10 protein-coding genes and 2 pseudogenes are annotated in these 12884 nt (G+C 37.5%); 11 read left to right on the top strand and 1 reads right to left on the bottom strand.

Features of this window, described 5'->3' with window-relative positions; translation table 11 throughout:
• Positions 1 to 4: 4 nt before the first annotated feature.
• The 3 genes and pseudogenes from IGK03_RS07160 to IGK03_RS07150 form a co-directional block, all read left to right on the top strand.
• Positions 5 to 175, top strand: a pseudogene (locus tag IGK03_RS07160) (biotin/lipoyl-containing protein); the annotation flags it as partial.
• Between the two features lie 195 nt (positions 176 to 370).
• Positions 371 to 1303 (top strand): annotated as a pseudogene (locus IGK03_RS07155) (dihydrolipoamide acetyltransferase family protein); the annotation flags it as partial.
• Between the two features lie 143 nt (positions 1304 to 1446).
• On the top strand, positions 1447 to 2499 hold the full coding sequence (locus IGK03_RS07150) for a PTS sugar transporter subunit IIC (RefSeq protein ID WP_002384478.1): 1053 nt from the start codon (positions 1447 to 1449) through the stop codon (positions 2497 to 2499).
• Between the two features lie 8 nt (positions 2500 to 2507).
• On the opposite strand, the gene IGK03_RS07145 is transcribed toward IGK03_RS07150, so the two are convergent.
• Entirely contained in the window at positions 2508 to 3398 is an 891-nt protein-coding gene (locus IGK03_RS07145) for a LysR family transcriptional regulator (protein WP_010775861.1), read from the bottom strand.
• Between the two features lie 176 nt (positions 3399 to 3574).
• Between IGK03_RS07145 and IGK03_RS07140 the strand changes: the two genes are divergently transcribed.
• From IGK03_RS07140 to xerC, 8 genes are all read left to right on the top strand, one after another.
• Positions 3575 to 4516: a 2-dehydropantoate 2-reductase gene (locus tag IGK03_RS07140; protein ID WP_002369351.1), complete on the top strand. Its 942-nt coding sequence runs from the start codon at positions 3575 to 3577 to the stop codon at positions 4514 to 4516.
• Positions 4517 to 4791: 275 nt separating this feature from the next.
• Positions 4792 to 5643 (top strand): ribosome biogenesis GTPase YlqF, encoded by an 852-nt coding sequence (gene ylqF, locus IGK03_RS07135; protein WP_002357480.1) that lies wholly within the window; start codon positions 4792 to 4794, stop codon positions 5641 to 5643.
• Between the two features lies 1 nt (position 5644).
• Positions 5645 to 6412: a ribonuclease HII gene (locus IGK03_RS07130; RefSeq protein WP_002369352.1), complete on the top strand. Its 768-nt coding sequence runs from the start codon at positions 5645 to 5647 to the stop codon at positions 6410 to 6412.
• 60 nt (positions 6413 to 6472) lie between these two features.
• Positions 6473 to 7336, top strand: a complete 864-nt coding sequence (dprA, locus tag IGK03_RS07125; protein ID WP_033625286.1) for a DNA-processing protein DprA — start codon at positions 6473 to 6475, stop codon at positions 7334 to 7336.
• 90 nt (positions 7337 to 7426) lie between these two features.
• A complete protein-coding gene (locus IGK03_RS07120) occupies positions 7427 to 8080 on the top strand; it encodes a CPBP family intramembrane glutamic endopeptidase (protein ID WP_202334831.1) in 654 nt (217 codons plus the stop codon).
• A 184-nt stretch (positions 8081 to 8264) separates the two neighbouring features.
• Positions 8265 to 10343: a type I DNA topoisomerase gene (gene topA, locus IGK03_RS07115; RefSeq protein ID WP_002357484.1), complete on the top strand. Its 2079-nt coding sequence runs from the start codon at positions 8265 to 8267 to the stop codon at positions 10341 to 10343.
• 107 nt (positions 10344 to 10450) lie between these two features.
• Positions 10451 to 11758 carry an FADH(2)-oxidizing methylenetetrahydrofolate--tRNA-(uracil(54)-C(5))-methyltransferase TrmFO gene (trmFO, locus tag IGK03_RS07110; protein ID WP_002357486.1) on the top strand — a complete coding sequence of 436 codons (1308 nt, stop codon included), beginning with the start codon at positions 10451 to 10453 and terminating at the stop codon, positions 11756 to 11758.
• 211 nt (positions 11759 to 11969) lie between these two features.
• Positions 11970 to 12869, top strand: coding sequence for a tyrosine recombinase XerC (gene xerC, locus IGK03_RS07105; RefSeq protein WP_002357488.1), 900 nt, complete (start codon positions 11970 to 11972; stop codon positions 12867 to 12869).
• Positions 12870 to 12884: the final 15 nt, after the last annotated feature.

Genomic DNA, 12884 nt, shown 5'->3' with positions numbered 1-12884 from the left:
ATAAATGGCCACAAAAGAAATCAAAATGCCTCATCTAGGCGAAAGTGTCACAGAGGCAGCCATTGTCCAATGGTTAGTTAAACCAGGAGATTCAGTGAAACGCTATGATCCCTTAATGGAAGTCGTTTCTGATAAAGTCACCACGGAAGTCCCATCAGATTTTGATGGTGTAGTAAAAGAATTTCTGATTTCTCTAGATACAGATGTGCCCATCGGAACAGCGGTGATGACGTTAGAGACAGAAGAAACAACCGAAAAAACAGAAGAAGCTACTTTAGCACCAGTGAAAGAAGCAAGTGCGGAACAAGCGCAAGAACATGAAACGGCTGAAACAACAAGCACTGCGACGTCCCATCAAAAAAATAATGGTCGTTATTCCCCAGCAGTCCTTAAAATTGCCCAAGAAAAAAAGATTGATTTAACACAAGTTACAGGGACAGGTCGTGATGGCCGAATTACTAGAAAAGATGTCACAAACTTTACACCAACACAGGCAAGAACACCTGAGAAAACAGTGAGTCCAGGAACTAGCCCTTCAATTTCAGAGGAGCCAGTTGCTTCGCAAAATGAAAGCGCCGCAACAGCTAGTCCAACTGAAACAACCACAGATAAAATTGTCTCTGCAGATCCTGTACGTAAAGCAATTGCTAAAAAAATGGTCCAAAGTGTCAACGAAATCCCTCACGCTTGGTTAATGGTGGAAGCGGATGTGACCAACTTAGTCCAACTTAGAAATTCATTAAAAGATGAATTTAAACAACAAGAAGGCCTGTCTCTAAGCTTCTTCCCATTTTTTGCCAAAGCAGTCATTCAAGCGTTAAAGAAAAATCCAAAAATCAATACATCTTGGGATGATGGCTCAATTATTTATCATAAAGATGTTAATTTATCCATAGCTGTAACGACAGACGAGCATCTTTATGTGCCAGTGATTCAACAAGCGGATAACTATTCGATTGCAGGGCTAGCTAAAGAAATCAATCGCTTGGCACAAGAAGTCCGACAAGGAACGCTAGCAAGCAAAGAAATGCAAGGAGGGACCTTTACTCTTAATAATACTGGAACACTAGGTTCCGTCCAATCGATGGGAATTATTAACCATCCACAAGCTGCGATATTACAAGTAGAGTCAATTAATAAACGCCTTGTGCCAACCGCAGATGGAGGCTTTAAAGTGGCAGATATGGTTAATTTATGTCTTTCTATTGATCATCGAATTTTAGATGGACAACAAGCAGGTAAGTTCTTGCGAGATGTTAAAGATAATTTAGCGAAATATAATGCGGATACGGATGTATATTAAAAATCGTTCCTTGCTTTAGTTAAATAAAAAGCGCCTCAAAGAAATAAGCGCTCTTCTTTGAGGCTGCTCTTTATCTAATAGAAAGTTCAATCATTCTCAAACTTGTTTAAAAAAAACAAAAATAATCAATAGGAGTGTTGAAAATGCCCACTGATAAACTGGATGCTCAATTAACCCCAAGAATATTTTTTAACAAAGTGTTAGCTGGAACAGCTTCCGGCACCATTATCGCCTTAATTCCCAATGCTGTATTAGGAGCCATTTTAAAATATTTTGCAGAATACAAGATTATCGAAATGATTATTCATGCGGCGCAAATTTTCCAACTAGCCACCCCTTTAATTATTGGTGGACTGATTGCTTTTCAATTTGGCTTAACGCCACAGAAAATGATGATTGCTGGCGGTGCAGCATTTGCTGGCTCTGGCGTGATTAAATTTAATTCAGAAGTGAAAGGCTTTATTGGTGCAGGCACTGGTGACATCATTAATATTATGATTACCGCTTCTGTTGCAGTCTTACTTTTATTAGTCATCGATAAAAAATTCGGTTCAGTGGAAATCATTGCTTTACCGATCGTTGTTGGAGTAGGTGCAGGCTTGTTTGGCATGTTGATTTACCCATATGTGACACAGATCACGGTCGCCATTGGTAAAGTGATTAACAATTTTACTGATTTCCAGCCAATTATCATGAGTATTTTAATTGCTTGTTCATTTGCTGCACTGATTATTTCACCAATCACTACTGTGGCAATCGGTTTGGCGATTCAGTTGAATGGCTTGTCTGCAGGTGCTGCCGCAATGGGAATTGCAGCCACAACTGTTGTTCTTGTGATTAATTCTTGGAATGTCAACCAATCGGGAGTGACACTGGCTGTCTCTTTGGGCGGTATGAAAATGATGATGCCTAACTTATTTAAATACCCAATTATTTTAATTCCTTGTTTATTTACAGCGACTATTTCAGCAATTCCTGTGGTTCTATTCAACATTTCAGGAACCCCACAATCGGCTGGATTTGGCTTGGTTGGACTCGTGGGGCCACTTGCTTCATTGGATGCGGGCTTAGGGATCTTACCTTTACTCTTTTCTTGGTTTGTTGTTCCAATTGTCGCGGGTTTATTCTCAAAATTCTTATTTGAAAAAGTGTTGAAACTTTATGATAGTAAAGTCGTCTTTGCTTATCAAGGCTAGGCTATCCATTAATTTTCTTTAATGATTTGGATAAAATCTCTAACATCTTCTGTCATACTAAAATCGCGGCGCAAAGCAATGCCGATGGGGAAATAGTCAAACTTATCTTTTAAAGGAATCCATTTCAGTCCCTGACTTTTTCCCACTTCATAATATTCAATCGGTAGCAAACAAATCGAATTATTTTTTTGTAAACTATAAAGAAGTACTTGTAAATCATCGTTATGCAAAATGATATTCGGCTCATAACCGAAGCTCCGAGTCCGATCTAGTAGTAGGCGACCAATCATAAAATTATCACTTAACGATGAAAATCGTTGATCTTTCAAATCTTTAAAAGTTAATTTTTCATGTTGAGAGAGAGGATTTGATTCTGGTACCACGACATAAACATGGTAGCCTTTGGTAGTCGTTTCTAAAGGTTCAATATGAATAATTTCAGGTAAGGTATTTGGGAAAGAAATTAGTCCCATATCAATTTCTTTATTTGCTAACATCGTTTGTAATTTTGGCGAGCCATCTTGCTGTAATATTAAATTCACATGTGGATGGGTTGTTAAAAATCGTGAAATTTCTTTCATAAATTGTACAGCAAATAAAGTAGTTAAGCCTAAACGCAATTGCTTTTTAACTGGTTTCTGGTTCATTTCACGAATATCTGTTACCAATTGATCGAATTGAAAAACAACTTCTTGGCCATGTTCATATAAATAAAGACCTGTATCGGTTAATTGAAACGGTTGATCAGAATGATCAAACAACGCTGTGCCTAACTCAGATTCCATTTTTTTCAATGCTAAAGAAAGTGTTGGTTGGGTGACAAATAAATTGCGAGCGGCCGCCGATAAACTGCGGGTATTAACAATTTCAATGAAGTACTTTAAAAGCTGAATATTCATCAGAAACTCCCTTTCTTTTTAAAAGCGCTTACACAAATGTGCTTGGATAAAAAATAACAAATAGATCACTTATAATATAACATATGTTTTGCCTTTTTATTGCTATAAAAGTAAGAGATAGAGATTTTCTTAGCAGATTTTTACCTAAAAATAAAAAATTGAACGGAGGAAAAGAAATGAAGATTATTATCGCAGGTGCTGGCGCTATGGGCAGTCGTTTTGGACTAATGTTACATCAAGCAGGAAATGACGTTATTTTTGTTGATGGTTGGCCAGAACATATTGAAGCAATAAGAAAAAACGGGTTAGTTGCTGATTTTAATGGCGAAGTGGTGACCGCTAAAATTCCTATCTATCCTCAGACAGAAGTAGCAAGCATCGATTTTACAGCAGACTTAGTTATTCTATTTACAAAAGCAATGCAACTGGCAGGAATGCTTGAAGCATTAGAACATTTCCTTAATAAAAATACGAAAGTTTTATGCTTGTTAAATGGAATTGGGCACGAAGATATTATCAAAAAATACGTGCCATACGAAAATATTTTATTAGGAAACACAATGTGGACCGCTGGGTTAGAAGGACCTGGCAAAGTAAAATTATTTGGCAATGGTTCGATTGATTTACAAAATTTAGGAGCGCAAAGTGAACAAGCGGCAGAAGCAGTCATTAAGGTATTAAATAACGCTGGCTTAAATGCACGTTATTCAGAGAATATTTTATCATCCATTTATAAGAAGGCTTGCGTAAATGGAACAATGAATGGTTTATGTACTTTGTTGGATTGTAATATGGCAGACTTTGGCGAAACAGAGCAAGCAGATCAAATTGTTCAACAAATAGTTAATGAATTTTTAGCAGTCGCTGAAGCGGAACAAGTTACGTTAGATAAACAAGCAGTTCTTCAACAAATCCGCTCGTGTTATAATCGAGAAACAATTGGTTTGCACCATCCATCGATGTATCAGGACTTAATAACCAATCATCGTTTAACCGAAATTGATTATATCAATGGAGCAATTGTTCGCAAAGGGAAAGTCTATGGGATTGCTACACCGTACTGTCAGTTTTTAACAGAGTTAATTCATTGTAAAGAAAATTTACTTCATGCTAAATAACAAGTAAAAACAGAAATACTCTTGAGTCGGTCTTGAGAAGAGCTTGACCTACTTCTTTCTATACTTTGCCAGTGTACAAGGCTGAGACAAAATCCAAAGTGAGTTTGGCTCAGCTTTTTTGTTTTTTAAAGAACACTACAGAAAATAAATCAAATCCGTGAAAAATATGTTAAACTAGAGAAGGTGTTTTTTCGCAAGAATCTACGCGGAACACAGGACTCGTTGAAGAATTGAATCAAAGAAACAATGTGTTAAAGAAGGGATTTGAACAGATTATGACCATTCAATGGTTTCCCGGCCATATGGCCAAAGCAAGAAGAGAAGTTTCTGAAAAAATCAAATATGTCGATATTGTATTTGAACTAGTTGATGCGCGGTTACCGCTTTCTTCCCGTAACCCAATGATGGACCAAATTGTCCAACAAAAACCACGATTAGTCCTTTTAAATAAAGGGGACTTAGCAGATAACGACCAAAATAAAAAATGGCAACATTACTTTCAAAAGAAAGGGTACCAAACCCTAGTTATCAATGCCCAACAAAATAAAGGAATCAATAAAATTGTGCCAGCAGCCAAGGAAGCGTTAAAAGAAAAATTGGCTCGTGAACAGGCGAAAGGCTTGAAACCGCGTGCGATTCGCGCAATGTGTATTGGGATTCCCAACGTTGGTAAGTCAACTTTAATGAATCGTTTAGTCGGAAAAAAAATTGCGCAAACTGGGAACAAGCCAGGCGTGACAAAAGGCCAACAATGGTTACGCTCTGGTTCCCAATTGGAATTACTGGATACACCAGGAATTCTCTGGCCAAAATTTGAAGATGAAGAAATTGGGAAAAAATTAGCTTTAACTGGCGCTATAAAAGATCAATTATTGCATTTAGATGATTTGGCGATTTATGGATTAGAATTTTTTGCACGTTTTTATCCACAACGTTTAACGGAACGATATGGTTTAACAGAGGAAGAGCTATTTTTACCTGCCCCAGAACAGTTGATGTTAATTAGCCAAAAACGTGGTTTTAGAGATGATTATAATCGAGCCAGCGAAATGATTATTTTAGAAATTCGCAGTGGAAAATTAGGTACGTATACTTTGGACCGCTGGGAAGAACTAGGAGACGAATAACATGGCAAAAGAGTCGATTCAGGCAATCAAAGAAGCGTTGTTAACTGTCACTGATGCAACCGATGAACGATTAGCAAGCTGGCGAGAAGATGAACGTTCAGGAGTGCAACAAGCGATCAAACAATGGGAACGTCGCCAGTTAGCCAAAGAAAAAGAGTGGCAACTTTTTAAAGAAATGAGTCAATTTGAGGAAGCGGCCTATAAAAAAGGCCATCGTTTAATTGCGGGAATTGATGAAGTAGGCCGCGGACCATTAGCTGGTCCTGTTGTGACAGCTGCAGTTATTTTGCCGAAAGATTGTCAATTATTAGGCTTAAATGATTCAAAAAAACTATCTGCTAAAAAACGGGAAACGTTATATAACCAGATTCAAGAACAGGCTGTCGCTATCGGGTTAGGTATCGCTGATCAAGGAGTCATTGATCAAATTAATATTTATCAAGCAACTAAACAAGCGATGAAAATGGCAATTGACGATTTAGCTTTTACACCAGATTATTTATTAATTGATGCAATGCAGTTAGACGTTCCCCAACCACAAGAAAGTTTGATTAAAGGGGATGCACGCTCCATTTCGATTGCAGCAGCTAGTATTATTGCAAAAGTAACAAGAGATCGATTAATGGAAGAATATGATGAATTATATCCTGGATATGGATTTAAAAACAATGCAGGCTATGGAACAAAAGAACATCTTCTCGGGTTAGAAAAATACGGTGTAACACCCATTCATCGACGTACGTTTGCGCCAATAAAAGATATGATTTAAAAATAAAACACTTTTTTTACGTATTCTTATTTTAAGAAGATGTGAAAGAGGTGTTTTTTGTTGGAAATTTTACAACGACAATTATTATTTAAATTAGCGGTATGCCAAGGAATTGGCAATTTAGGTATCTTAAAAGTGTTACAAGCAGCTATCGCACAAAAGCGTGTTGATTTTTCCAGTACAGAAATTATTAGAATTGCTGAAATCAAGAAATATCGTGAATTATTTGAACAATCTTGGTTACACCATACGATTCATAGTGAAGCGTTATATATACGACAATGCCAACACCAATTTATGACAATTTTAGATGCCGTCTATCCTAAATTATTACGAGAAATTTATAATCCACCAGCAATTCTTTTTTATAGAGGAAATTTACAATTGTTAAGCAGAAGGAAAATTGGCATCGTCGGCGCTCGCTATGCCACTTCGTATGGGTTAAGAGTGACTGAAGCTCTGGTTCCTAAAATAGTCAAAGAAGGATTCACAATCGTCAGTGGACTTGCCAAAGGCATTGATAGTCGTAGCCATGAGATGGCCATCCAGAACGGGGGTCAGACAATTGGAATTTTAGGCACTGGATTAGATGTATATTATCCGTATGAAAAGAAAGAATTACAGCAAACTATGAAGCAGAATCAGCTTGTTTTAACAGAATATGTGAATGGGAGTGGGCCGAAAAAATATCATTTTCCTGCACGTAATCGCATTATTGCTGGATTATCTTTAGGGGTCTGCGTGATGGAAGCTCGTAAGAATAGTGGCTCTTTAATTACTGCACAAGCGGCGATGGATTACGGGCGCGAGGTATTTGCCGTACCGGGAAGTATTTTCCAGTCTTTTTCAACAGGCTGCCATGAATTAATTCAGGACGGCGCTAAATGTGTTCAGACAATTGATGATATTTGTGAAGAATTGTGACTTTTACTAATTGTGAATTGACAACCTACGTTCACTTCGGTACTATTTAATCAGATTTTAATCTTTTGGTTGGTAGTTAGGAGTGTCTAAATGGAAACGGTTGTTAGAAAAAGATGGTTGTTTGGTATGCAGCTACTGGGCTTTTTGATTTTGGATCAAATTCCTTTGATGATGGTCTCAGTTGTTCAATGTTCTACAGAAAATTTTTGGTTTCGCTTTGTTAGTGGATTAGTGGCTGTTGGACTTGGTGCCTATTTCGTCTATCTATTTGTTGCTTTTTTGAAAAAGAAAAAGCTCATAACTTGGACTTTTTTAGGAATCAAAGAAACCTTGCCAGTGGTCTTGTTAGGTTTGGTGATAATCTTTTGTGTGGGAATATTTGGTGATTTCTTATTACGTCTGGAAGGATTAGAGACGACCTCTAACCAACAAAGTGTTGAAGAAATTGTCCAAGCCATTCCTAAAGGGCTTATACTTATTTTTGCAGGTGTGATTGGGCCAATTTTCGAAGAGGGAATTTTTCGTGTCGGGATTCAAGCGTTTTTCAAGCCAGCTTCAAAAATAGGCATACTCGTTTCTTCTATTTTATTTGCACTTGTGCACACGCCCACAGATATAGGTAGTTTTATTATTTATTGGGGCATGGGTTTAGCGTTAAGTTGGGTCTATCTACGCACGGGTCGCTTTGAAGCTGCTGTCTTGACTCATTTTATTTGGAATGTTTTGGGTATTTTAATGCTTTAGGATAAAATCTATAAATCATAGGCATTTTTTATTTATAAATTCGGACAGTCAAACAGAAATGACAGAAATGTTAGAAAGCCTAGTCTTGACAAACCTATTCTATATAGCATATGATGTATTACGATTTGTGCGTTTTTTACATATATTATATAGTAGGAAAGCGAACACGAAAGGAGCTAATTGAATGGCCTATAAGTATCTCGTGATTGTAGAATCACCTGCCAAAGCCAAAACAATTGAAAAATATCTAGGAAGAAACTACAAGGTGGTTGCCAGTGTTGGTCACATTCGCGATTTACCAAAAAGTAAAATGGGGATTGATATTGAAAATAATTATGAACCTCATTATATTTCGATTCGCGGAAAAGGCGATGTCATCAAAAGTTTAAAAGCGGCTGCAAAAAAAGCTGAAAAAGTCTATCTCGCAGCCGATCCGGACCGAGAAGGTGAAGCAATTGCTTGGCATTTAGCTTATCTTCTTGGCCTTGATTTAAAAGATAAAAACCGTGTGGTATTCAATGAGATCACTAAAGAAGCAGTAAAAGCGGCATTTAAAGAACCTAGAACCATCAACGTTGATTTAGTTGATGCACAACAAGCACGGCGCATTTTAGACCGTTTAGTTGGATACTCGATTAGTCCTATTTTATGGCGTAAAGTCAAAAAAGGTTTGAGTGCTGGTCGTGTGCAATCTGTTGCTTTAAAAATGATTATTGATCGAGAAAATGAAATTCGAGAATTTAAACCTGAAGAATATTGGAGCATTGATGGGAATTTCCAAAAAGGTCGCAAGAAATTCAAAGCAAATTTCTGGGGCGTAGATGGTAAAAAGAAAAAATTACCAAATGCAGAAGCGGTGAAAGAAATCACTTCTCGAATTGACGGTAAAGATTACGATGTTACAAAAGTTGAGAAAAAAGAACGGAAACGTAATCCTGCATTACCTTTTACAACCAGTAGTTTACAACAAGAAGCGGCACGTAAATTAAATTTCCGTACCCGTAAAACCATGATGGTTGCGCAACAATTGTATGAGGGAATTGCTTTAGGGAAACAAGGCACTGTGGGGCTGATTACCTACATGCGTACAGACTCAACCAGAATTGCCGATTCCGCCAAAGCAGAAGCTGCTGAATTCATTGAAAAGACCTACGGAGATGAGTTCTCAGCACATGGCGGCCGCAAAGCAAAAAATACGCAAGGTGCACAAGATGCCCATGAAGCGGTTCGTCCGTCAAGCGTTTTAAGAACACCTGATGAAATGAAGAAGTATTTAGATAAAGATCAATTAAAATTATATACTCTTATTTGGTCGCGCTTTGTTGCTAGTCAAATGACACCAGCGATTTTAGATACCATGAAGGTCACGCTTCAACAAAACGGCGTAACGTTTATTGCCAATGGCTCTAAAGTGAAATTTAAAGGGTTTATGCAAGTATATGTTGAAGGACGCGATGATGGTAAAGAAGACAAGGAAAATATTTTACCTGAATTAGTGGAAGGTGACGTTGTTAAATCGGTCGATATCGAACCGAAACAACACTTTACTCAACCACCGGCTCGTTTTAGTGAAGCCACGTTAATCCGGACTTTAGAAGAAAATGGTGTGGGCCGACCATCAACATATGCGCCAACATTAGAAACCATTCAACGGCGTTATTACGTGAAGCTAACCAATAAACGGTTTGAACCAACGGAATTAGGTGAAATTGTGAATTCCCTAGTTTCAGAGTTTTTCCCACAAATTGTCGATACACATTTTACAGCGACAATGGAAACGGACCTAGATAAAGTCGGTGAAGGCCAAGAAAAATGGGTTGAAGTTGTCGATCGCTTCTACAAGCCCTTCGAAAAAGAATTAACAAATGCCGAAGAAAAAATTGAAAAAATCCAAATTAAAGATGAACCAGCAGGCTTTGACTGCGAACTATGTGGACATCCAATGGTGATTAAACTGGGTCGCTACGGGAAATTTTATGCATGTAGTAATTTCCCAGATTGTCGGAATACAAAAGCGATTGTCAAAGAAATTGGCGTGACGTGTCCTGTGTGTCACGAAGGACAAGTTATCGAACGCAAATCAAAGAAAAATCGAATTTTCTATGGCTGTAGTCGGTACCCAGAGTGTGACTTCACTTCTTGGGACAAACCAGTAGGCCGGCCATGTCCAAAATGTGGGCAATATTTAGTAGAGAAAAAAGTTAAAGGCGGCAAACAAGTCGTTTGTATCAATGGCGATTATGAAGAAAACGTCCAAAAATAAGAAAAATTGAGACCGAAGAATTTACTTCGGTCTTCTCTTTTAGTAAAATGAATTGAGTTTGTAAGAGACAGCTCTTAACTTCTTGACATAGAAAGGAATTTTTATACATGACAAAAAAAGTCACAATTATTGGTGCCGGTTTAGCCGGAAGTGAAGCGGCATGGCAAGTGGCCAATGCTGGCGTACCAGTTGATTTATATGAAATGCGCCCTGTCAAAAAGACACCAGCGCATCAAACAGAAAATTTTGCAGAGTTAGTTTGTTCTAATTCATTACGTGGAAATAGTTTAACCAATGCGGTAGGTGTTTTGAAAGAAGAAATGCGCCGTTTAAATTCAATCATTATTGGTAGTGCAGATCAAACCGCTGTACCAGCTGGCGGCGCCTTAGCAGTTGACCGTGATTCTTTTTCTGAAACAATCACTGAAAAAATTAAAAGTCATCCATTAATTACAATCAAAAATGAAGAGATCACTGATATTCCAGAAGGGATTGTAATTATTGCAACGGGGCCCTTAACCTCTGAAAGCTTATCTCAAAAAATTCAAGAATTTAATGGTTCTGAAGGCTTTTATTTTTACGATGCAGCAGCACCAATTATTGATAAATCAACAATTGACATGGATAAAGTTTATTTAAAATCTCGTTATAACAAAGGGGAAGCGGCTTACTTAAATTGTCCGATGACTGAAGAAGAGTTCAATGCTTTTCATGAAGCGCTAGTCAATGCAGAAGTGGTTCCTTTACGCACGTTTGAAAAAGAGAAGTTTTTCGAAGGCTGTATGCCCATCGAAGTAATGGCGCAACGTGGTATTAAAACCATGTTGTTTGGCCCAATGAAACCTGTCGGACTAGAAGACCCTAAAACAGGTAAACGCCCTTATGCTGTAATTCAATTACGTCAAGACAATGCTGCAGCTTCTTTATACAATATTGTTGGTTTCCAAACGCATTTAAAATGGGGTGAACAAAAACGAGTATTCCGTATGATTCCGGGATTAGAAAATGCTGAATTTGTTCGCTATGGCGTCATGCATCGTAATAGTTTTATGAATTCTCCAGAGTTGCTAAAACCAACCTACCAATCAAAAAAACGTGACGATCTGTTTTTTGCTGGACAAATGACTGGTGTTGAAGGATATGTTGAAAGCGCGGCAAGTGGTTTACTTGCAGGTATTAACGCAGCTCGTCTTGCCAAAGGGGAAGAGCCGATTGAATTCCCTCGCGAAACGACTTTAGGAAGTATGGCTTATTATATTACACATGCAGAAGGCAAACATTTCCAACCAATGAATGCAAACTTTGGGCTTTTCCCAGAGTTACCTGAACGAATTCGTGACAAAAAAGAACGCTATGAAGCGATTGCTAATCGGGCCTTAGATGTTCAAGCTCAAGTTATCCAATCTTTAGACTAAATTAGAAAAAATATGAGAAAAGACTGAGCATCATTGCTAAGAAATGCGATGATACTCAGTCTTTTAATTTTTAGAAAAAAATAACAAAAGCTAAAGAATAGTTAAAATTGTGAACATATTTAGAAATATTGATTAAATTCTGACAACTTAATTGTCTTTTGAAAAAGGTTATGCTAAAGTTACTTTGTAATCGAATGAGGAGGGCTATCACATGGAAGAAAAGAATTGGCCTGAGTTATTTGCTCGTTATCTTATTGTCGAAAGAGGCTATTCAGAAAAAACAAAAAAAGCATATCAAGAAGATATACAACATTTTTTTTCGTTTTTAAAGACTTCAGGTAATGACAATTATTTGACTGTAGAACATTTGGATGTTCGGGCTTATTTGAGCGAATTATATGATCAGGAATATAGCCGCAATTCGATTAGTCGAAAAATTGCCAGTTTGCGTTCTTTTTATCAATTCTTATTAAAAAATGAAGCAATCCAAGAAAATCCTTTTTCCTATGTTCATATGAAAAAGAAACAGTTACGGTTGCCCCGTTTTTTTTATGAAAAAGAAATGGATGCATTATTTGAGAGCGCACAAGGGGAGCAACCGCTTGATTTGAGAAATCAAGCGTTGCTAGAAGTTCTGTATGGGACTGGTATTCGGGTCAGTGAATGCGCGAACTTAACGGTGGACGCAGTTGACTTTCAAGCTTCTGTTTTATTGGTTCACGGAAAAGGAAATAAAGATCGCTATGTGCCTTTTGGTTCATTTGCACAAGACGCCTTAAAGGATTACTTAGAGAATGGCCGCGCGCTATTAATGACAAAATATCAAAAAAAGCATCCGTATGTCTTTGTTAATCATCATGGTGAACAAATCACGCCAACAGGGATTGAATATGTCTTAAACCAACTAATTAAAAAAAGTTCATTAAATGCGGAAATTCATCCCCACATGTTACGCCATACATTTGCGACACACTTATTAAATAATGGCGCCGATATGCGGACAGTTCAAGAATTATTAGGACATGCTAATTTATCAACAACTCAGATATATGCGCATGTGACAAAAGAAAGTTTACAAAAAAATTATCGAACGTTTCATCCTCGTGCATAATGGAGGTAAACGTCT

Source organism: Enterococcus sp. DIV2453a, assembly GCF_050533535.1.
Classification (GTDB): Bacteria; Bacillota; Bacilli; order Lactobacillales; family Enterococcaceae; genus Enterococcus; species Enterococcus faecalis.
The sequence above is the reverse complement of the archived record's forward strand: the minus strand, read 5'-3'. Positions and strand labels throughout refer to the sequence as shown.